Source organism: Nocardia sp. NPDC055165 (assembly GCF_053606985.1).
In genome coordinates this window covers 258,411-278,530 of sequence record NZ_JBSGSS010000003.1, presented here as the reverse complement: position 1 = coordinate 278,530, position 20,120 = coordinate 258,411, and the positions used below count along the sequence as shown (strand labels likewise).

Here is a 20,120-nt window from a genome sequence, read left to right as displayed (position 1 = left end):
TCGAATCGCGTCGTACCGCCGGGTTACCCTGGCTGGATGACGCCAAGGCGACGGACGTGGATCGGGGCCACGACGGCCGCAGTGCTCGCGGTGGGGGTACTGGCCGGATGTTCGACAGACGAGAAAACGGCCGCGGAATGCACGAGCACGCCCAACGGCACTCCTGTGTCCGCGGCGCCCGCCACCGGCACCGGGGCGCCGACCTCGCAGAATCTCAGCACCAACCCTGAGATCGCGTCGGGCTATCGCTCGGATATGACCGCGGTGCGCACCAGCACCTACGCGGTGTCGACCGCCAACCCGATCGCCACCGAGGCCGCGTGCCGGGTACTGCGGGCGGGTGGCACCGCGGCCGACGCCCTGGTCACCGCACAGGCAGTACTCGGTCTGGTCGAGCCACAGGCTTCCGGCATCGGCGGCGGCGCCTTCCTGGTGCACTACGACGCGAAGTCGCGCACGGTCGATACCTACGACGGCCGCGAGACCGCTCCTGCCGCGGCGACCGAGAACTATCTGCGCTGGGTCAGCGACACCGACCGCACCGAACCCGCACCGAATACCCGGGCCAGCGGTCGCTCCATCGGCGTGCCCGGAGTGCTGCGGATGCTCGAACTCGCACATTCCGAACACGGGATGAGCGCTTGGAAGGAACTGTTCGATCCCGCGATCAGCTTGTCCGACAACGGTTTCGAGATCAGTCCGCGGCTGGCAGGCCAGATCGCCGAATCCGCGAAAGACCTGGCCGCCGACGAGGCCGCGCGTGACTACTTCCTCGAAGCCGATGGCTCGCCCAAGAAGTCGGGCACCCTCATCACCAATCCGGCACTGGCGAAAACGCTCTCGGCGATCGCGACCGACGGCGCGAAGGCCTTCTACAGCGGCGCCATCGCCCAGGACATCGTCGAGGCGGCGGGCAGCACGGCGGGCGGCCGTACCCCCAGCGCGCTGACCACCACCGACCTGGCGAATTACGAGGCAAAGAAGCGCACGGCGCTGTGCACCGGGTACCGCAAGTACGAATTGTGCGGCATGCCCGCGCCGTCCTCGGGCGGCAGCACCGTCGCGGCGACGCTGGGCATTCTCGCCAATTTCGATCTCCCCGCGCTGCGGCCACAGGAGCTCGACGCCAACGGCGGGCGGCCCGACGAGCAGGCCGTGCACCTGATCTCCGAAGCGGAGCGACTGGCCTACGCCGATCGCAACAAGTACGTCGCCGACCCGGATTTCGTTCCGCTGCCGGGCAATTCGGCGCTCTCGCTCGTGCACCCGCAGTACCTCAAGGAACGGTCGACGCTGATCGACCCGCAGCGCAGCATGGGTACCGCCAAGCCCGGCAACCTCGGGCCGGTCCCCCTCGGCAACGGTCCACAGCCGCCCGAACACGGCACCAGCCACATCTCCGTCATCGACAAGTACGGCAACGCCGCCGCCATGACCACGACGGTCGAATCGGCGTTCGGGTCTTTCCATCTCGTCGACGGGTTCGTGCTCAACAATCAGCTCACCGACTTCGCCGCCGACCCGGTCGACCCCGACGGGACACCCGTGGCCAACCGGCTCCAGCCCAACAAGCGCCCGCGCAGTTCGATGGCCCCGACCCTGGTGTTCGATCGTGACGATCAGGGCGACCGTGGCGAACTGAAGCTCGTCACGGGTTCACCCGGTGGTTCGGTGATCATCCAGTTCGTCGTGAAAACGCTGGTCAATGCGTTGGATTGGGGTCTCGACCCGCAACAGGCGGTCTCCGGGGTGTCGTTCGGCGCGGGCAATACGCCGGTCACCGGCGTCGGCGGTGAGCACCCGGATATCAATGCGACCGACAACGGCGACCACGATCCCCTGGTCGAGAAGCTGCGGGCAATGGGCCATCAGGTGTCGGTGGCACCGCAGTCCAGCGGGCTCAGCGCCCTGCAGCACAACGGCAAGGACGGCTGGATCGGCGGTGCGGATCCGCGCCGCGAGGGAGCGGTCCTCGGCGATACCCGCTGATGCGCTGGTCTGTGCGTCACTACTCGGTGGCGCACAGACAGCAGCGTTGCCGGCAATCAGTCGGCTTCAGGTGCCGACCGCTCAGCGAAGTCAGTCCCGCGGGGCGTAGCGGGCGCCGAGTTCGCGGACGCGCTCGATGGCGTCGGCGGCGTGGGTCTTGTCGTTGGAACGGATCGCCAGCATCGGGACGTAATCGTCGTCGGCCAGTTCGAGGCGGGCCCATGCCTTGCGGTCCGGGAAGGACACGCCACGGATGTAGGCCCACGGGTACACCTGCTCGCCCAGGATATTGCGCACCCCGACACCCTGGCTGCCCGCGCGCACTCGCGGACGGGTGAGCATCAGTACCGCGCCCGCCCCGACCACCCCGATCAGGATCATCGCGACCTGATCGGCGACCCGGAAGTTCACCCCGGTCGACCCGGTGCGCAGCAGCAGCCCACCCGCGGTGAACGCGACGAGGATGACGATCGCGACCACGATGGCGGTGCGGGTCGCCCGGCGCGGACGCACCTGGAACTCCCAGCCCGCGTCGGGCTGGGGAGCGTTACGACGCCAGGTCCGCACCACCGGCACGGTCACACCGATCGCAGTGCGCGCAAGGTGAGCGCGGCGTCGAGAGCGGCGGCGCAGGCCTGTTCGCCCTTGTCCTCCGCCGAACCGGGCAGCCCGGCCCGATCGCGCGCCTGCTCCTCGTCGTTCGTCGTGAGCACACCGTTGGTGACGGGGGTGGCCGCATCGAGCGACACCCGGGTCAGCCCGGCCGTCACCGCATCGCACACGTACTCGAAATGCGGTGTGCCACCACGGATCACGACGCCCAGAGCCACCACGGCGTCGTGCGTGCGCGCCAGCTCCTGCGCGACGACCGGCAGCTCCATCGCACCGGCGCAGCGCACCACGGTCACATGTTCGACGCCGGCTTCCTTGGCCACCCGTTCGGCATTCGCCACGAGGGTGTCGCAGATCTCGGTGTGCCACCGCGAGGCGACGATGCCGAGTTTGACGTCTTTGGCCTGCGCCAGTGCGAAGCTCGGGACACCTGTACCGCTCATCGTTGCCGCCTTTCGTACGAAATGATCACTGCGCGGTTTCGCCGAGGTCGAGATCGTCGAGGCCGACCAGGTCGTGGCCCATCCGATCCCGCTTGGTGCGCAGATAGTGCAGGTTCTCGGCATTGGCGCGCAACGGCATCGGGACGCGCTCGGTGATCGCGAGACCGTAGCCGTCGAGGCCGACCCGCTTGGCCGGATTGTTGGTGAGCAGGCGCATCGAGCGGATGCCGAGATCGACCAGGATCTGCGCGCCGGTGCCGTAGTCACGGGCGTCGGCGGGCAGACCGAGATCGAGGTTGGCGTCGACGGTGTCGCGACCGGTGTCCTGCAACTGGTAGGCCTGCAGCTTGTGCATCAGGCCGATGCCACGGCCCTCGTGCCCGCGCATGTAGAGGACGACGCCGCGCCCCTCCTGATCGACCATCTCCAGTGCCGCGTCGAGCTGCGGGCCGCAATCGCAGCGCAGCGAGCCGAAGACGTCACCGGTCAGGCATTCCGAGTGCACCCGCACCAGTACGTCCTCGCCGTCACCGATGTCGCCGCGCACCAGCGCGACGTGTTCGGCATCGTCAAAGATGCTCTGGTAGCCCACGGCCTTGAAATCGCCGTGAGCGGTCGGAATACGGGCCTCGGCCACCCGCACGACATGCTTCTCGTGCTTGCGCCGCCAGGCGATCATGTCGGCGATCGAGATCATCGCCAGGTTGTGCTCGTCGGCGAATACGCGCAGCTCGTCGGTACGGGCCATGTGCCCGTCGTCCTTCTGGCTGACGATCTCGCAGATCACGCCCGCGGGACGCAACCCGGCCATCCGGGCCAGATCGACCGCGGCCTCGGTGTGGCCGGGCCTGCGCAGCACGCCGCCGTCCTTGGCGCGCAGCGGCACCACATGGCCGGGGCGGGTGAACTCGTCGGCCTTGGCCTGCGCGCTGGCCAGCAGGCGCATGGTGACGGCCCGGTCGGCGCCGGAGATGCCGGTGGTGATGCCCTCGCGCGCATCCACCGAGACGGTGTAGGCGGTGCCGTGCTTGTCCTGGTTCATCGCGTACGCCGGCGGCAGGCCGAGCCGGTCGCAGTCATCGGCGGTCAACGGCACGCAGATGTAGCCGGAGGTGTAGCGGATCATGAACGCGACCAGCTCCGGGGTGGCCTTCTCGGCCGCGAAGATGAGATCGCCTTCGTTCTCCCGGTCCTCGTCGTCGATGACGACAACAGCCTTGCCGGCCGCGATATCGGCGACCGCGCGCTCGATGCTGTCCAACCTGGTCACGTCTGCTTGCTCCGTATATTTGGCGGCCGGGGCCGCGGGTTTCTCGGCCCGGTGGGCCTCGATCTTCCCTCCCGGCGGGCACTCCTTCGTCGCACCCGCTGGTCGGTCCAGATCGAGGCGGCCGAGAAACTGCCCTGGGGGATGGCAATGACTTCCTACATTACGGCGTGGCCTCGGGGTGTTCGGTGAGGCCCGGCGCCGATCGGTGTCAGCCTCGCAGGGCGAGGCGTTCCACGTACTTGGCGATGACGTCCACCTCGAGGTTCACAGTGGCGCCGACGGGGGCGGTGCCGAGGACGGTCAGGGCGAGGGTGGTCGGGATCAGGGAGACCTCGAACCAGTCACGGGATCCGTCGGCGTTCGGCTCGTCGTCGATGCCGAGCGCGGAGACGGTGAGGGAAACGCCGTCGACGGTGATCGAGCCCTTCTCCACCACATAGCGCGCGATGGAATCCGGCAGCGAGATCCGCACGACCTCCCAGTTCTCCGACGGGGTGCGCCGCAGCACGGCGCCGGTGCCGTCGACGTGGCCCTGCACGAGGTGGCCGCCGAGGCGGCTGTTCAATGCGGCCGCGCGCTCGAGGTTGACCGGCGATCCGGGGACCAAGCCGCCGATGCTCGAGCGCTTCAACGTCTCGTCCATGACGTCGACGGTGAAGCTGTCGCCGTCGATCACGTCGACGACGGTGAGGCAGACGCCGTTGACAGCGATCGAATCGCCGTGCCCGGCATCGGAAGTCACCAGCTTGCCGCGGATCGTCAATCGGGCGGCGTCGGTCAGCGCCTCGGTGGCCACGATCTCGCCGAGCTCCTCGACGATCCCTGTGAACATGCCTGACTCCCTTGTCGCGTCATCCGTACCCGTTGGGCCCAACAGCAGGTGAGTGGCCGCTATTCCCGCGAGGCCACCCAGCTCGTCGCACAGCCTAGTAGCGCGGCCCGTGAGCCCGGGTCGGGGGCCGAACCCGACCGCGCGCAGCCCTTGATCACCGAAAGCGATCGATAGCGCATCGTTGGGGTCGCAACCGTGTATCGACATGACGCAACGCCGCCGTTAATCAATACGGCGGTCGGCGTTCAATCCAATTTTCGGCGAACCGATCCCCGGCATTCATCAGGCTGCCTTAGCCTGGCATTACCCGCCACTACGAACTGGAAACACGGTGAGTGTAATGCTTGCGCCCGCCGCACCGCTGACGCAATATTGTTACGTCAACGATTCCTGCTGTTCAGCCAGATGTCGGGCCCTGGAACTGCAGGTTCTCCCGACATCATCGCCCGGAGCACAGCGGCTACCGGGAGTTCGCCCCAGGGATAGTCCACCACTCCAGGAAGACAACACTGTGGGTCACAACAGGTTCGCTATATGTGGGGGTGCCGCGTGAGCACATTGATCGATTCGACGCTGGAAATGCGCTGCGTGCGTTATCGGCGAGAACTGCACCTACCGGCCAAGATCGATTTCGATTCCCGCCGCATTCTGCTCCAGATCGGCGCGCACTACGGCGCGGTCACCATGCCCGGCGATCTGGGCGAGCGCGTCCAGGCCCGACTGCGCGAGGCCGCGATCGCGGGTCCGGTGGTCGATCATCCCCGCGCGCGGCGCTGGACGTTCCTCACCGGCCCCTGCCGCCCGGACTCCGTCACCGCGACGGCGTCGGCCGAACTGTTCCGTCTGTACGCGACCGTCGCCTGCGCGGGCAGCCAGATCGTGCTGCCCTCCCCCGACGACGAGCGCACCGGCTACCGCACCTGGGTGCAGGAACCCGAGTCCGGCGACCAGCGGCCGCCGGTGCAGGCCGTCATCGACGCGGCGCGGGCGCTGGGCACCCGCAAGCTCCGCGCCCTGTAGTTACGGCAGCCAGGCCGAGGTGGCCAGGTTGCGCAGCTTCTGCACGGCAGCGCCCGGGTCGGCCGTGTTGTAGACGGCCGACCCGGCCACGAAGCAATCGATGCCGGCCGCGGCCGCCTGCTCGATGGTGTCGTCGTTGATGCCGCCGTCGATTTCGACGACCAGGTGCAGTTCGCCCGAATCGACCAGATTGCGCACGATCCGCGCCTTCTCCAGCACGCCGGGGATGAACGACTGCCCGCCGAAACCGGGTTCCACGCTCATCACCAGCAGGGTGTCGAATTCGCGCAGGATTTCCAGGTACGGCTCGATCGGGGTGTTCGGCTTCACCGACAGCCCGGCCCGCCCGCCCGCGGCGCGGATATCGCGCGCCACCGCGATCGGATCATCGGTCGCCTCGGCGTGAATGGTCACGTTGTAGGCGCCCGCCTCGGCGTAGCTCGGGGCCCAGCGGCCCGGATCGTCGATCATCAGGTGGCAATCGAACGGGATATCGGTCGCCTTCAGCAGGCTCTGCACGATCGGCAGACCCAGCGTGAGGTTCGGTACGAAGTGCCCGTCCATGACGTCGACGTGAAGCCAATCGCATCCTTCGACCGCGGCGGCCTCGGCGGCCAGATTCGCGAAGTCCGCGGACAGGATTGACGGGGCGATCATCGGCTGGGACGGACGGGAGAACGTCGGAGTGGACACAGCGCGCCAGTGTAGCGACGGCGATGGTGATTGCCCTGCCGGGATATGGGTAGCCTTCTCAGGGTGACCAATTTTTCGGCGGAACATGGGCCTTTCGGCGCCCCGGTGGAGATTCGTGTGGCAGCACAGCTGACGCAGCTGCCAATCGTGCGCGGACTGGCCGAAACACTGGTGCTACTCAGTGATTTCACCCTCGACGAGGTAGCCGACGTGCGCCTGGCCGTGGATGAGGTGTGCTCGACGATCATCGCGATCGCGGGCCCGGATACGCTGCTCACCTGCGAATTCCTCGTCGGTGACTTCGAACTCCAGGTGCGCGTCGACGGTGTCGCTGCGGCGCAGGGCATGCCGGATCAGCGCAGCTTCGGGTGGCATGTGCTGCGCACGCTCTGCGACGAGGTCATCGCCGAACAGCAGGATTTCGACGCAGGCGTGTCCGGGTACCCGACGACGGTCCGATTCCGCAGGGTCCGGGGGAAGGCATAGTGCACGGCGAGGACAACCAGCCCGACCAGCACGATCTCAGCGAACCCGACAAAACCGACTCCCCTGCCGCGGAATCGGAGAACGCCGCGGAACCGGACAAGGAAGCCCTCGAGCAGGACAGTATCGAGGAGGAGACCGAAACTCCGGAACCGGTGTCGGGGTACGACGACGTCAGCGCCCTGTTCGAGCGTCTCGCGGCGACCGAGCCGGGCAGTGTCGCACACGCGGTCGCGCGCGATGCGCTGATCAACCGCTGCATTCCGCTGGCCGATCACATCGCCCGCAAATTCAGCGGGCGCGGCGAGCCGTTCGACGATCTGTCGCAGGTGGCGCGCGTCGGTCTGGTGCACGCGGTGGACCGGTTCGACCTGAGCCGTGGCTCGAACTTCCTGTCCTTTGCGGTGCCGACGATCATGGGCGAGGTCCGGCGATACTTCCGGGACAACACCTGGGCGATGCGAGTCCCGCGGCGCGTCAAGGAAACCCACCTGCGGATCGGCGCGGCCGTGGATCAGCTCTCGCAGCGACTGGGCCGCTCCCCCACCGCCAAGGAGATCGCCGCCGAACTCGATGTCGACCCCGACGAGGTCACCCAGGCCGTCATCGCGGGCAATGCCTATCAGCCGACGTCGATCGACGCGGCCTCGATCGGGCGCGACAGCGACGCGTCGCTGCTCGACACGCTCGGCGAGGAAGAGTCGCAGTTCGACCGGGTCGAGGAGTACATCGCGGTGCGGCCACTGCTGGCGGGCCTGCCCGAACGGGAGCGCCGCATCCTGACCATGCGATTCTTCGAGTCGATGACGCAGACACAGATCGCGTCGCAGCTGGGGATCTCGCAGATGCACGTGTCCCGGATTCTCGCGAAAACCCTGGCGCGCCTGCGCGAATTGTCCGAACGGGACTGACTCGGGGACAGGACAACGGCGTCCTCTCCTATGCACCCTGCCTCGCGCGCCGCAGCTTCGCGGGTGCGCGCAGCCACCAGGCACTGTCGAGTAGCTCGGCGAGCTGCTGTGGGTCGACCACGTCGAGGTCGATGAGGATGTACGGGTACCCGTCATAGTGCGGGGTCGTGTAGAAAGCTGGGTCGCCGGAAGCCAGCAGCGCTTCCTTCTCCGTGGGCTCACAGAGCAGCACGAGGCCGCCTTCGGCCTCATCACGCAGTCGAGCGAAGCTCTTGCCGCCGACATTCAGGCCGGGACTGCGCCACCAGGTGCCTTCCGCCACACCCGGTAGTGCCGTCGCCATCGCGACCACCTGATCCCATGTCATCGCCATACGCCGATTCTCCGCTCGGCGCTCGCTCCTCGCTTGGACGAATGGAACGGCGCCGCCCCCGTGCGGGGGACGGCGCCGTCGTACTGTCGCGGCTACTTCTTGCGCAACGTCGCCAGGAACATGGCGTCGGTGCCGTGGCGATGCGGCCACAGCTGCGCGGAGGGGCCGTCACCGAGATCGGTGACACCGGGCAGGAACTCGCGGCTGTCGAGTTCCTCGGCGCCGCTGCGGCGGACGAAATCGGCGACCACCGATACTGTTTCGGCGAGGTGCGGTGAGCAGGTCGAATACACGACGACACCACCAGGGCGCACCAGATCCCATGCGGCGGTGAGGAGTTCACGCTGCAGTGTCACCAGCTCCGCCACGTCGGCCGGAGTGCGGCGCCAGCGCGCCTCGGGGCGGCGACGCAGGGCGCCCAGGCCCGTGCACGGCGCGTCGACGAGGACGCGGTCGTAGCCGGGGGTCAGGCCACTGTCGCGACCGTCCGCGACATGCACGGTGACGGGCAGATTCCGGGTGGATTTGCGAACCAGTTCGGCACGGTGCTCGGCCGGTTCGACAGCGTCGACGGTGAACAGGTCGATCGCGGCGAGCGCGCCGAGCAAGGCCGCCTTACCGCCGGGACCTGCGCAGAGATCGAGCCAGCGACCCTTGTCGGGGCCCTCCAGCGGCGCACGCGTGAGAGCGAGCGCGACCAGCTGGCTGCCCTCGTCCTGGACGGAGGCGATGCCGTCACGGACCGGTTCCAGCAGACCGGGATCGCCGCCGTCGAGATACACCGCGTACGGGGACCAGCGGCCCTCCTCACCGCCGGTGACCAGCGCCAGCTCTTCCGAGGTGATCTCGCCGGGCCGGGCGACCAGGTGCACGACCGGGCGTTCGTCATCGGCTTTCAGGAGTGCGTCCAGCTCACCCGCCTGCGCGCCGAGCGCGTCGGCGAAGGACTGGGCGATCCATTTCGGATGCGCGTGCTCGAAGGCCAGTTTGCCGACCGGGTCGGCGGGGGCCAGCTCGGCGATCCACTCCTCGGCGGTCTTCTCCCCCGCTCGCCGCAGCACCGCGTTGACGAAACCGGCACGGCCCTGGCCGAATTCGGCACTGGCCAGGTCGACGGAGGTGTCGACGGCGGCGTGCGCGCTGGTACGGGTCCGCAGTAGCTGGTAGACGCCGAGGCGCAGGATGTCGAGGATGGGGCCGTCGATCTCGTCGACCGGGCGGCCCGCGCATGCCGAGATCACCGCGTCGAGCTGCCCCTGCGAACGGCTGGCGCCGTAGGTGAGCTCGGTCGCGAACGCGGCGTCGCGCCCGCTGATCTTGCGCTCGCGCAACAGTTTCGGCAGCGCGAGGTTGGCATAGGCGTCGCGCTCACGCACGGCCCGCAGCACATCGAGGGCGACTTCGCGCGCGGGATCCACGGGCTCGCCGCGGCGCTTGCGCGGACTGGGCACACTGGGATCGGGACGCTCGGGACGACGCTGAGCGGGCGCTTTGCCCGCCGGCGCACCAGCATCCCGGTTGCCCGCACCACGGCCACGCGAGTCTCCTACGCGCGCACCACGATCGGGACGTGAGGCGCCACGGTCGGACAGTCCCGCACCGGAACGTGCCGCGTTGCCACGGTCACCGCGCTGGTCAGCCGAGTCACGGCCCTGAGCCCGGTCGTTCGCGCCGCCGAAGCCAGGGCGGTCGTCGGCACGACGAGGTGCCTCGGAGCGCGGGGCGTCGTCGCGTCGAGCGCCCGCGTCACGTCCTTGCGCCCGGTCACTCGCGCCGCGACCGAAACCGGGGCGGTCGTCTTCGCGGCGGGGCGCGCCGGAGCGCGGAGCATCGTCGCGTCGATTGCCCGCGTCGCGACCCTGCGCGCCGCGAGCGAAACCAGGGCGGTCGTCTTCGCGGCGGGGCGCGCCGGATCGGGCGCCCCCGGGGCGGTCGTCGCGGCGGGGGCGGTCGGAGCGATCCGTCCAGCGGTCGCCGTCCGCGCGCGGGGTGGTGGTGCCCTTCGCGGCGCGGGCGGCCCAGCCGCCGTCGACGTTCTTGCCGGTGATCTTGCGGTCGTCGCGGGGGCTACCGCCGCGCGGCTCGCCAGACTTTCCGGTGGGTTTGCGATCCTCGCGGGGGCTCACGCCCTTCGCGGCGTCGGCTTCACGGCGACGGCGGCGGTCCGAGGCACTCATCCGATCACCGTGCCGGGCGCGAGGCGGGCGCCGCGCGCCCAGTCCAGGGCGTTCATCATCTTCTTGCCGGGCGGCTGGACCTGACCCAGGCGGACCGCTGTGGTCGATGTTCCGACGAAGACGCCGGATTTGCGCACCTCGATCTCGCGTTCGGGCAAGGTTTCCTCCACCATTTCCACCGGGCCGAGTTTGAGGCGCAGCCCGTTCACCTCGGTCCACGCGCCGGGCGCCGGGGTGACGGCGCGAATGTGGCGGTGGATGGCGAGCGCGGGTTCGTCGAACCCGATCCGCCCGGCTTCCACGGTCACCTTCGGTGCGTAGGTCACGCCGTCATGGGATTGCGGAATCGCTTGCAGCGAACCGTCTTCCACGCCGTCCAGGGTTTTCTCGAGCAGCACGGCACCCGCTTCGGCGAGCCGGGCCAGCAGTTCGCCCGCGGTGTCGGTGAGCCCGATCTTCTCGGTCATCACCCCGTACACCGGGCCCGTATCGAGGCCTGCTTCGATCAGGAACGTCGACGCGCCGGTCATGTCATCACCGGCGTCGATGGCCGCCTGTACGGGAGCCGCCCCGCGCCAGGCGGGAAGCAGCGAGAAGTGCAGGTTGATCCAGCCGTGGGCGGGGATGTCGAGCACCTGCTGGGGCAGCAGCGCACCGTAGGCGACGACCGGGCAGCAGTCCGGTGCGAGCTCGGTGAGCGCGGCGACGAACTCGGGCTCGGACGGCTTGCGTGGCGTGAACACCGGAATGCCGTGTTCGTCGGCGAGCTGCCCGACCGGCGAGCGCAGGAGCTTGCGACCACGGCCCGCGACCGCGTCGGGCCGCGTGACGACCGCCACGACCTCGTGACCTTCGCTCTCGATCAACCGGCGCAACGACGGCACAGCGGGCTCGGGCGTGCCCGCGAAAACTACGCGCATCAGCGGCCACCGCCGACGCCGCTGGATTCGCGCACGGTGATCCCGCCACGGAACCAGTCGGATTCGCGGATGGTACGCATCGCGTCCTTGCGGTCGGCCGGTTCGAGCCGGTTGATGAACAGCACGCCATCGAGGTGGTCGTACTCGTGCTGTACGCAGCGCGCGAGCAGACCGTCGGCTTCGAATTCGACCGGCGCACCGGTGACGTCGACCCCGCTGACCCGCACGCGCGCCGCCCGGCGCACGTCGTACCGCACGCCGGGGATCGACAGGCAGCCCTCGGGACCGACCTGTTCGTCGGCCCCGAGGGCCGACCACTCCGGATTCACCACATGCCCCGCGGCATCGCCGGTGTCGTAGACGAACACCCGCAGCCCGACACCGATCTGCGGTGCGGCCATCCCGACCCCACCGTCGTCGTGCATGGTCTCGGTGAGATCGGCGACCAACGTGGCGAGGTCGGGACCGAACTCGGTGACCGCGTCGGCACGAGAACGCAGGATCGGGTCGCCGAACAGGCGAACGGGCTGAATGGTCACGGCGGCTCCCGGGGAGGACGAATTGCGGTCGTCCCAGTCTAGTGACCCCGCGAGGTACTTCCGTCCCGCCCGGCTGTCAGGAGTTGCCCGCGATGATCACCTCGGGGATGCCGGTGCCGAGCGGGACGGGCGCGCAGACCGGTGCGGGTGCCCGGGCCGGGTCGAGGACGCGCTGGAGCAACTGCTGCACGAAGGGGTCGTAGACCAGGTGGAAGTGCCCGGTCAGGTCGTCGGCGCACAGGTCCTGCAGGACGAGGTTCTCGGCGCCCGCACCGCGCAGCGCGATGTTCGAGAACGGCTGGATCATCTCGTCGACCCGGCTGCCGACGGTGACGTACCGGACACCGGCCACGGTGTCGCCGCCCGCGTTGAGCTCCACCATGAGTGGTTCGCCCTGGGCCTGCTGGACCGCAGCGGTCGAGGTGACCTTCGCGAAGACATCCATCATGCCGGGAACGGCCTGGCCCACCGGGACCAGTCCGTACATGACCCCGCCGTAACTGGGTGAGGCCAGGCCGACCCAGGTCCCGACCTTCGGCGCGCCCCCGAGCTTGTTGACATAGAACCGGCTGACGTTCGCCCCCTGCGAGAACCCGACCAGATCGACCTTGGTCGCCTTGGTCGCGACGAGGACATCGTCGACGAACTGGGCGAGCTGGGCGAAACTGATGCGCATGTCCTCGGTGCCGTAGGTGTCGGCGCCCGGCGCTCCGCCGTAGTTCAGCGCGAAGACGCAATAGCCGGCCGACACCAGCTGCGGCCCGATTCCCGCCCAGTCGGAGTACGCACTCGAGTCGGTGCCGTGTACCAACACGATCGGCCGCGGGTGCTCAGCGGTGGGCGTACACCCGAAGTTGTTGAGCCCCACCGGAACCGAGTTCGGGTTGGCCTTGATGTAATGGGCGGCGTCCAGGTGATCGGACTGCGCCGGACCCGCTTGCATCGGAATGACAGCGGGCCGATAGCCCGCCGGTTCAGCGGCGGCGATCGGTGCGAAGGACACACCGATCACCGCCGCGCAGGCGAGTGCCGTGACCGACACCGCGCCGCGCAATCGTGATGTTCCCCAACCCCACAACGTTCCCAGTTGTTCCATACCCCAAACATTTACTCCATGGGACCGACAACCGCACGCCGGGCAGGGCGGTCACGACGCCCTCACTTCTCGGGGGTTGCATCGCCCTCGGAGGCGACATCGTCCTCGGCGAGGATTCGATACAGCGCCCGGCGGGTCTCGGCGAGCACCTCGGCCGCCTTCGCCGCCTGCTGTGCCGTGCCGACCTGGGCCACCTGACCGACCGCGCCCATCACCTGTCCGACCAGTCCGCGCAGGTCCAGCGCCTGGGTGCCGACGTCCTGCTTGACCTCGGCCCACGGGTCGCCGAGATCCTCACGATGGGCCTCGACATAGGCCTTGCCCTCGTCGGTGAGCTGGGCGGTCTTACGACCGGCCACCTTCTCGATGAGCACCAGACCCTCATCCTCGAGCTGGGCCAATGCCGGGTAGATGGACCCCGGACTGGGGCGCCAGACATCGTCGCTGCGGTCGCGGATCTGCTGGATCAATTCGTAGCCGTGCATCGGGCGCTCGACGAGCAGCAGCAGCACCGCGGCCCGCACGTCACCGCGCCTGCCACGCCCGCCGCGGCCGCGACCGCGACCGAAACCAGGACCGAAGCCCGGTCCGAAACCTGGGCCGAAGCCCGGTCCGAAGTCGGGGCCGTGGCCATGGCGCCCGCCGTGGCGGAACTGCTGGCGGTCGGGACCGAATTCCCGGGGGCCCGGTCCGCGACCGCGCCGGAAGTGTCCGAATTCTCGTTGTTCTTGGTTCTGCATGACAGCCTCCTCAGGCTCTCTCGTTGTTCTTGACACTATCGACGATATATCGGCAATGCATCGAGCGCAAGGAGTAATCTGAATTCGTGACGGACCCGTCCCGGCCCCTTCGGCTCGCCGAACTCGTCGCCTCGCTGTCACTGGCCACCGACCTCGGGCTCGGCCAGCCGCAGGAACATGTCCTGCGCCAGACCGTTCTCGCTGTCCGGCTCGCCGAGGCCGCGGGGTTGTCCGAGGCCGATCGCGCCGCGGTGTATTACGTCTCGCTGCTGGCGTGGGTCGGCTGCGTCGCCGACTCCCCCGAGATGGCGCGCTGGTTCGGTGACGACCTGCGGATCCGGGCCGACAGCTACAACATCGACAAAACCGGGTTGCCGATGATGGCCTTCCTGCTCGGGCACCTCGCCGAAGGCGGGTCCTCGCTGCGGCGGATCTCGATGACCGGCCGGTTCCTCGCGGGCGGGGTGCGCGACACGATGGACTCGTTCCTCACCCACTGCCGCACCGCGGCCGATATCGCCGACCGCCTCGGCCTGCCGGACGCCGTCCGGGCAGCGCTGCCACAAGCCTTCGAACGATGGGACGGCCACGGCGTACCCGGCGGATTGCGGGGCGAGGCGATCATTCCGGTGATGCGTGTCGTGCACATCGCCGACGACGCCGAGGTCCATACCCGGGTGGGCGGTGTCGACGCGGCGGTCCGAATGCTGCTGTCGCGCAGTGGCACCGAGTTCGATCCCGAACTGGTGGGCCTGTGCGCCCGGGGCGACGGCGCGCTGCTGGACGGACTCGACCGGGTCGACGCCTGGCAGCAGGTGATCGACGGCTGCGCGGCGCTCGACCGGCCGATCGCGGACGACGAACTCACCGACGTCCTCACCGTCTTCGCCGACTACGCCGACGCGAAAGCAACCTGGTTTCTCGGTCATTCGCGGGCCGTGGCCGACTTGGCCGCCGCCGCGGCCCGCGAGTACGGCCTGCCCGCCGACCAGGCGGTGACCGTGCGGCGGGCAGCCCTGGTGTGTCGCCTCGGCACCATCGGTGTCTCGACGGGCATCTGGAACAAACTGGGTCCACTGACCGCCTCCGAACGCGAACGGGTGCGGATGGTTCCGTATCTGACCGAGCGAGTGCTGGCGCGCAGCCCGCACCTGGCCGCGCTCGGCGGACCGGCTTCGATGGTGTACGAACGGCTGGACGGGTCCGGCTATCCGCGCGGGCTCACCGGCTCGATGCTGCCGCCCACCGCGCGAATTCTGGCCGCCGCCCAGATGTTTCGCGCACTCGGCGAGCAGCGACCGCACCGACCCGCCATCGAGCCGGACGAGCGAGCCAGGATTCTGCGCGCCGAGGTGACAGCGGGGCGACTCGACGGCGACGCCGTTGCCGCCGTACTGGCCGCGGCCCAGGGCCGAAGACCACGCAAGCGCGCGCAGATCGCCGGGCTCACCGCCCGCGAGCTCGACGTCCTCGCCCTGCTGGTGCGCGGCCGGTCGACCCGAGAGATCGCCCAGGCCCTCGGCATCAGCCCACGCACGGCGGGCAGCCACGTCGAGCACATCTACACAAAAATCGGTGTCCACAGCCGTGGTTCGGCCGCGGTGTTCGCGATGCGCCACGGCCTACTGCCCGACGAGGATCAATCGGCAAAGATCGGGTGATCACCCGATGTTCGACATCGGCGCAGGTCGCAGACTTTTCCCATGACTACTTCGACCCACACCCCGCAGACGGCCTCCTCGGTCGCCGACCTGTTTCTCGCCGCGCTGATCCGGCGCGACTTCGCCGCGATGGCGTCCTACCTCGCTCCCGAGGTCACGCTGCGCGGTCTGATCCCACCCGGCCCGTTCACCGCGGTGGGTCCCGATCCGACGATCGCGCGCTTCCGCGGCTGGTTCGGCGGTCCCGACGACTTCGCCGTCGTCGACTCCGGCCGCGAACACATCGGCGACAAGCTCGCGATGCACTGGCTGGTCCGCATGCGCCCGGCCAACGGTACGACTCGTGTCGCCGACCAGCGCGTTTTCCTGACCACCACCGATAACGCGATCACCACCATCGACTTGCTGTGCTCGGGTTGGCAGCCCACCGATTGACCTCCGGCCACGGGCAGAACCGCGCTGACGAACGACCCCGAGCCGGCGCAGGTGCTATCCGGACTCCTGCGCCAGCTCGTCGATCCATCGTTCCAGCCGGGCACCTTCGGTGACCATCAGTTGCGGGTCACGGAAGGTGTTGGTCAGCAACGAGATCCCCTGGTACGCGGCCACGAAGGCAACGGCGAGCTCGGCGGCGTCGGCGCGACCGAGGGCGGCGAACTGTTCGCGTGCCCACTCCACGAGCAGCCCGATCACGCGTGCGGGCTGCCCCCCGAAGGCGTCCTCGCGCTTGTCGAGTTCGGCGGCGAGTGAACCGGTCGGACAGCCGAAACGCGCCGCCATCTCACGTTGTTCGACCCAGCTGCGAACCATGGCCTTCAGCTTCTCGGCGGGTCCCGGCAGTTCGGCGAGTTCGGTGACGACGCCGGACAGCACCTGCGCGTGCAACTCGATGACCGCAGCGATGAACTGGTCCTTGGTCTTGAAGTAGTAGTAGACGTTGCCGACCGGCACGTCGGCCTCACGCGCGATATCGGCGATCGTCGTCTTCTCGATGCCCTGCTCGTAGAACACGCGCATCGCCGCTTGCACCAGGCGTTCCCGCTTCCCGATCTTCGGGCTGAGCTGCGCGTCCGATTTAGTCATACAACTAACTATAGACAGAGCGCGGCCGGTGGGATACATTCGTGTCCAGCAAGTCAGTCAGCTAACTAACTAAGGATTCAGATGATCGTCGTCACCGGAGCAACCGGCAATATCGGCAGCACCCTGGTCGGACTACTCGTCGACGCGGGAGCACAGGTCAGGGCGGTATCCCGCGGCACACGCCCCGTCGACCTGCCGACAGGTGTCGAGCACACGGTCGCCGACCTGGGCGATCTCGACAGCCTCTCCCCCGCGCTACACGGCGCTGACGCGCTGTTCCTGCTGATCACCGGCGAGCAACTGATGACCGGCCCCGAGCCGGCCCTGCTGCTGAAAACCGCCGCGGACGCCGGCATCCGCCGGGTCGTCTTCGTCTCCTCGCAGGGCGCGGTCACCCGCCCACAGTCCGACGGCTACGCACGGACCATCGCGTTCGAACAGGCCCTCGCCGAATCCGGCCTGGAGTGGACGGCCCTGCGCCCCGGCGCGTTCTTCTCCAACACCTTCGCGTGGATCGAACCGGTACGCACCCAGCGAGTCATCCCCGCACCGTTCGGCGATATCGGCCTGCCGGCGGTAGACCCCGCCGACATCGCCGCCGTCGCCGCCGTGGCACTGCGTGAAGACGGCCATCACGGCCGCGCCTACACCCTCACCGGACCCGCCGTGATCACCCCACGCGACCAAGCCGCGGCGGTGGCCGAAGCGATCGACGCCCCGATCACCTTCCTCGAACTCACCGTGGACGAGGCCAAGCAGAACATGCTGCGCTTCATGCCCGAGCCGGTCGCCGACCACACCCTCACCATCCTCGGCATGCCCACAGCGGAAGAACTGCAGGTCAGCACTGATATCGAGGATGTACTCGGTCGACCGGCCACCACCTACGCGCAGTGGGCGAGGCGCCATCGGGCGATGTACGCCTGACCGGACCGCGGGGACCCTCGTCAGCCGATATCGACCGGGTCGATCTGCACGCGCAAGGGCGCGTCGGAGCGGTGCGAACTGCGGACGGCTTGGGCCGCGGTGAGGGCGCGCGCCAAGGGAGCGCCGTCCGAGCGTGCCACCCGCAGCAGCATCCGTTCGACCTCGGCGGGAGAATCGCCGCCGGAGAACGGTTTACGGGCCGTCGGCGGCAGCGGTACCGGGCCGAGGATCTCGGTACCGTCGGGAAGCGTGGTGGCGTCGAGCAATTCCGCGATCGAGGCGGTGGTGCCGTCGATGGCGGCGAGCCGGACCGCAGGCGGAAAACCGACCTCGGCGCGAGCCTCCAGTTCGGCGGCGGCATGGTTGACAGGATCCCACCGGACCAGCGCCTGGACGGTGGCGAGGGACGGCTCGGCCATGACGATGACCTGGCCACGGGGGCGGACCAGGGCGGCCGCACCCATCCACCGGCGCAGGGTGTCCTCGCTCGCGCGCAGGTCGGCGCGACCGAGCAGCGCCCAGCCGTCGAGCAACAGCGCGACGCCGTAGCCACCGCGAACGAGGGGTTCCGCACCGACGGTGGCGACGACCACCTGGGCGCCGGGTTCGACCGTGTCGAGCACTTCCCCACCGCCCGAAGCACGAATCGGGACGCCCGAGAACGCACGTCCGAGCTCTTCGGCGGTGCGGGCCGCGCCGATCACCGTGGCCCGCAGCGCTCGCGCACCGCAGGCCTGGCAGCGGAACGCGGCTTCGGTGATGCCGCACCACTTGCACTGCGGACTCGCCGCTTCACCATTGCCCGAATGCGGTAGTGCCAACGGTCCGTTGCAGTGCCGGCAGCGCGCGGGAGTACGGCATTTCGCACAGGCCAGCGATGGAACATAACCTCGCCGCGGCACCTGGACCAGCACCGCCACGTTCTCCTTGATCGCGGAGCGCGCGGCCGCGAACGCGACGCCGGGCATTCGCACCGAGCGGGCCAGCGCGTCGCGCTCCAGGGCGTAGTCACTGTCGCCCGGCGCACTGATCCTGGGCGTCACCTCACGCAGCACCTGACGTTCGGCGAGAAGGTCATGAGCCCAACCGGTTTCGACCACCGCCTGGATCTCCGCGGTCCGCGCGAAACCGGCCGCGACGAACGCGGCCCCCGTCTCGTGCGCCCGGAGCATCGCCACTTCGCGAGCATGCGGATACGGCGAACGGGGTTCGGCGTAGGTGTCGTCACCGTCGTCCCAGAGGGCGATCAGCCCGAGATCGCTCGCGGGCGCGAAAACCGCGGCCCGAGTCCCCACCACGATCCGCGCCTGCCCCCGCAACACCGCCAGCCACCGCCGATACCGCGCCGCGGGGCCCAGCCCCGCCGACAGTCCGACAGCCGAATCACCCACCAGCGCAACACATTCGGCGAGCAATCGATCGAGGTCGCGCTGATCGGGCACCATCAACACCGCACTGCGACCAGCGGCCACCACCGTCGCCGCCAACTCCGCCAGCCGGGCCGCCCAGTCCTCCCCCGGCAACGCCTGCCACGCCGCCCGCACACCCTTACCCTGTGCCAGCGCGCCGACGAACCCCATGCCGTGCGCATACCGGCCCCAGGCCGACGCGTCGACCTCGCTGCGCGCTTCCGCCGCGGCGCTCGACGTCTGCTCGACCTGGACCTTCGCTGCCTTGTCGCCCGCAGCCCCGCCGAATTCCGCGACCGAATCGCCGCCGCCGCCCGAACCCGCCGCCGCCGAGCCGCCCGAACCGGTGGAGCCATCCACACCGGTGGCACTGTCCGCGTCAGTCGAGCGCGAAAGATGCTCACCATCAACAGCTTCCGGTGCCGAGCCGGCCACGGCGCCCGCGCCTTGCTCATCGGCGAGGGCCGGGTCTTCCGGCGACGACGTCGGATCGTCGGCGATATCGACAACTCCAGCCGCCGAACGCGTCGACTTCTTCACGGCATCGGACTTCTTCGCACCGCCGGTTTCGGTACGGGCGTGGCGCGGAGGGATGGCAAGACGCAGGACATCAGCGCGAGTTCCCGCGTAGCGGGCGGCGACGGCGGTGGCCAGGCGCAGAATTTCCGGGGTGAGGACGCGTTCGGCGGAGACCACTCGTTCGAGCGGCATCATCTTGCCGTTGTGATCGCTGCGCGGGAGACGTTCGAGCAGATATCCGTCGACGAGGCGGCCTGCGAAACGCACGCGCACGCGCACGCCGGGCTGCGCGATCTCGTCCAGTTCAGCAGGGACGAGGTAGTCGAAGTCGCGGTCGAGGTGGGCAGGCGAAAGCAGCGGGAGCACCCTCGCGATGGGGTGTCCCGCTGCTGTCGATGTTTCGCCCGCTGACACGCGGTCCGT

20 protein-coding genes are annotated in these 20,120 nt (G+C 69.0%); 7 read left to right on the top strand and 13 right to left on the bottom strand.

All coding sequences use genetic code 11. From position 1 onward, the window contains the following. Positions 1 to 36 precede the first annotated feature (36 nt). Positions 37 to 1,989, top strand: coding sequence for a gamma-glutamyltransferase (gene ggt / locus ACWFRF_RS08065; RefSeq protein WP_452449280.1), 1,953 nt, complete (start codon positions 37 to 39; stop codon positions 1,987 to 1,989). A gap of 90 nt (positions 1,990 to 2,079) precedes the next feature. Here ggt and ACWFRF_RS08060 read toward each other — a convergent pair whose 3' ends face one another. From ACWFRF_RS08060 to ACWFRF_RS08045, 4 genes are all read right to left on the bottom strand, one after another. Continuing rightward, positions 2,080 to 2,571: a PH domain-containing protein gene (locus ACWFRF_RS08060; protein WP_452449279.1), complete on the bottom strand. Its 492-nt coding sequence runs from the start codon at positions 2,569 to 2,571 to the stop codon at positions 2,080 to 2,082. Further along, positions 2,568 to 3,044 carry a 6,7-dimethyl-8-ribityllumazine synthase gene (gene ribH, locus ACWFRF_RS08055; protein ID WP_378627052.1) on the bottom strand — a complete coding sequence of 159 codons (477 nt, stop codon included), beginning with the start codon at positions 3,042 to 3,044 and terminating at the stop codon, positions 2,568 to 2,570. Before ribH ends, ACWFRF_RS08060 begins: the two co-directional genes overlap by 4 nt. 25 nt (positions 3,045 to 3,069) lie before the next feature. Continuing rightward, positions 3,070 to 4,314, bottom strand: a complete 1,245-nt coding sequence (locus ACWFRF_RS08050; protein ID WP_378627050.1) for a bifunctional 3,4-dihydroxy-2-butanone-4-phosphate synthase/GTP cyclohydrolase II — start codon at positions 4,312 to 4,314, stop codon at positions 3,070 to 3,072. A 208-nt stretch (positions 4,315 to 4,522) separates the two neighbouring features. Further along, positions 4,523 to 5,146, bottom strand: a complete 624-nt coding sequence (locus ACWFRF_RS08045; RefSeq protein ID WP_452449278.1) for a riboflavin synthase — start codon at positions 5,144 to 5,146, stop codon at positions 4,523 to 4,525. Between the two features lie 549 nt (positions 5,147 to 5,695). On the opposite strand from ACWFRF_RS08045, the gene ACWFRF_RS08040 reads away from it, so the two are divergent. Next, positions 5,696 to 6,166, top strand: coding sequence for a hypothetical protein (locus ACWFRF_RS08040; protein ID WP_378655995.1), 471 nt, complete (start codon positions 5,696 to 5,698; stop codon positions 6,164 to 6,166). Here ACWFRF_RS08040 and rpe read toward each other — a convergent pair whose 3' ends face one another. Further along, entirely contained in the window at positions 6,167 to 6,823 is a 657-nt protein-coding gene (gene rpe / locus ACWFRF_RS08035) for a ribulose-phosphate 3-epimerase (protein ID WP_378628313.1), read from the bottom strand. A 153-nt stretch (positions 6,824 to 6,976) separates the two neighbouring features. On the opposite strand from rpe, the gene ACWFRF_RS08030 reads away from it, so the two are divergent. Beyond that, positions 6,977 to 7,345, top strand: a complete 369-nt coding sequence (locus ACWFRF_RS08030) for an anti-sigma factor (protein ID WP_379318243.1) — start codon at positions 6,977 to 6,979, stop codon at positions 7,343 to 7,345. Further along, positions 7,345 to 8,253, top strand: coding sequence for an RNA polymerase sigma factor SigF (locus ACWFRF_RS08025; protein WP_378989079.1), 909 nt, complete (start codon positions 7,345 to 7,347; stop codon positions 8,251 to 8,253). The genes ACWFRF_RS08030 and ACWFRF_RS08025 overlap by 1 nt, the downstream gene beginning before the upstream one ends. A gap of 28 nt (positions 8,254 to 8,281) precedes the next feature. Here the strand turns inward: ACWFRF_RS08025 and ACWFRF_RS08020 are convergent, their stop codons facing one another. The 6 genes from ACWFRF_RS08020 to ACWFRF_RS07995 all read right to left on the bottom strand — a co-directional run bounded on the left by ACWFRF_RS08020 (position 8,282) and on the right by ACWFRF_RS07995 (position 14,098). Further along, a complete protein-coding gene (locus tag ACWFRF_RS08020) occupies positions 8,282 to 8,626 on the bottom strand; it encodes an MmcQ/YjbR family DNA-binding protein (protein WP_378989078.1) in 345 nt (114 codons plus the stop codon). Between the two features lie 92 nt (positions 8,627 to 8,718). After that, complete coding sequence (locus ACWFRF_RS08015; RefSeq protein WP_387444445.1) at positions 8,719 to 10,077, bottom strand: RsmB/NOP family class I SAM-dependent RNA methyltransferase; 1,359 nt, start codon at positions 10,075 to 10,077, stop codon at positions 8,719 to 8,721. A gap of 722 nt (positions 10,078 to 10,799) precedes the next feature. Then, positions 10,800 to 11,723: a methionyl-tRNA formyltransferase gene (fmt, locus tag ACWFRF_RS08010; RefSeq protein WP_378662499.1), complete on the bottom strand. Its 924-nt coding sequence runs from the start codon at positions 11,721 to 11,723 to the stop codon at positions 10,800 to 10,802. Further along, the gene (def, locus tag ACWFRF_RS08005) at positions 11,723 to 12,262 is read right to left on the bottom strand and encodes a peptide deformylase (RefSeq protein ID WP_378989077.1); all 540 of its coding nucleotides are present in this window, start codon (positions 12,260 to 12,262) and stop codon (positions 11,723 to 11,725) included. The genes fmt and def overlap by 1 nt, the downstream gene beginning before the upstream one ends. Positions 12,263 to 12,338: 76 nt before the next feature. Then, complete coding sequence (locus ACWFRF_RS08000) at positions 12,339 to 13,358, bottom strand: esterase/lipase family protein (protein WP_452449277.1); 1,020 nt, start codon at positions 13,356 to 13,358, stop codon at positions 12,339 to 12,341. A 62-nt stretch (positions 13,359 to 13,420) separates the two neighbouring features. Then, complete coding sequence (locus ACWFRF_RS07995; protein WP_452449276.1) at positions 13,421 to 14,098, bottom strand: PadR family transcriptional regulator; 678 nt, start codon at positions 14,096 to 14,098, stop codon at positions 13,421 to 13,423. Between the two features lie 86 nt (positions 14,099 to 14,184). Between ACWFRF_RS07995 and ACWFRF_RS07990 the strand changes: the two genes are divergently transcribed. Both ACWFRF_RS07990 and ACWFRF_RS07985 read left to right on the top strand, forming a co-directional pair. Then, a complete protein-coding gene (locus tag ACWFRF_RS07990; protein ID WP_452449275.1) occupies positions 14,185 to 15,759 on the top strand; it encodes an HD domain-containing phosphohydrolase in 1,575 nt (524 codons plus the stop codon). A 42-nt stretch (positions 15,760 to 15,801) separates the two neighbouring features. Next, on the top strand, positions 15,802 to 16,194 hold the full coding sequence (locus tag ACWFRF_RS07985) for a nuclear transport factor 2 family protein (RefSeq protein ID WP_452449274.1): 393 nt from the start codon (positions 15,802 to 15,804) through the stop codon (positions 16,192 to 16,194). Positions 16,195 to 16,248: 54 nt separating this feature from the next. On the opposite strand, the gene ACWFRF_RS07980 is transcribed toward ACWFRF_RS07985, so the two are convergent. After that, positions 16,249 to 16,842 carry a TetR/AcrR family transcriptional regulator gene (locus tag ACWFRF_RS07980; RefSeq protein ID WP_378989072.1) on the bottom strand — a complete coding sequence of 198 codons (594 nt, stop codon included), beginning with the start codon at positions 16,840 to 16,842 and terminating at the stop codon, positions 16,249 to 16,251. Between the two features lie 81 nt (positions 16,843 to 16,923). On the opposite strand from ACWFRF_RS07980, the gene ACWFRF_RS07975 reads away from it, so the two are divergent. After that, positions 16,924 to 17,769 (top strand): SDR family oxidoreductase, encoded by an 846-nt coding sequence (locus ACWFRF_RS07975; RefSeq protein ID WP_452449273.1) that lies wholly within the window; start codon positions 16,924 to 16,926, stop codon positions 17,767 to 17,769. 20 nt (positions 17,770 to 17,789) lie between these two features. Here ACWFRF_RS07975 and ACWFRF_RS07970 read toward each other — a convergent pair whose 3' ends face one another. Next, a complete protein-coding gene (locus tag ACWFRF_RS07970; RefSeq protein WP_452449272.1) occupies positions 17,790 to 20,111 on the bottom strand; it encodes a primosomal protein N' in 2,322 nt (773 codons plus the stop codon). Between the last annotated feature and the right edge of the window lie 9 nt (positions 20,112 to 20,120).

What these genes read in the sequence shown, in the direction of transcription:
- ggt (WP_452449280.1), top strand. Translation starts at nt 37, where the DNA reads ATGACGCCAAGGCGACGGACGTGGATCGGGGCCACGACGGCCGCAGTG.
- ribH (WP_378627052.1), bottom strand. Translation starts at nt 3,044, where the DNA reads ATGAGCGGTACAGGTGTCCCGAGCTTCGCACTGGCGCAGGCCAAAGAC.
- ACWFRF_RS08045 (WP_452449278.1), bottom strand. Translation starts at nt 5,146, where the DNA reads ATGTTCACAGGGATCGTCGAGGAGCTCGGCGAGATCGTGGCCACCGAG.
- rpe (WP_378628313.1), bottom strand. Translation starts at nt 6,823, where the DNA reads ATGATCGCCCCGTCAATCCTGTCCGCGGACTTCGCGAATCTGGCCGCC.
- ACWFRF_RS08020 (WP_378989078.1), bottom strand. Translation starts at nt 8,626, where the DNA reads ATGGCGATGACATGGGATCAGGTGGTCGCGATGGCGACGGCACTACCG.
- fmt (WP_378662499.1), bottom strand. Translation starts at nt 11,723, where the DNA reads ATGCGCGTAGTTTTCGCGGGCACGCCCGAGCCCGCTGTGCCGTCGTTG.
- ACWFRF_RS08000 (WP_452449277.1), bottom strand. Translation starts at nt 13,358, where the DNA reads ATGGAACAACTGGGAACGTTGTGGGGTTGGGGAACATCACGATTGCGC.
- ACWFRF_RS07995 (WP_452449276.1), bottom strand. Translation starts at nt 14,098, where the DNA reads ATGCAGAACCAAGAACAACGAGAATTCGGACACTTCCGGCGCGGTCGC.
- ACWFRF_RS07985 (WP_452449274.1), top strand. Translation starts at nt 15,802, where the DNA reads ATGACTACTTCGACCCACACCCCGCAGACGGCCTCCTCGGTCGCCGAC.
- ACWFRF_RS07980 (WP_378989072.1), bottom strand. Translation starts at nt 16,842, where the DNA reads ATGACTAAATCGGACGCGCAGCTCAGCCCGAAGATCGGGAAGCGGGAA.
- ACWFRF_RS07975 (WP_452449273.1), top strand. Translation starts at nt 16,924, where the DNA reads ATGATCGTCGTCACCGGAGCAACCGGCAATATCGGCAGCACCCTGGTC.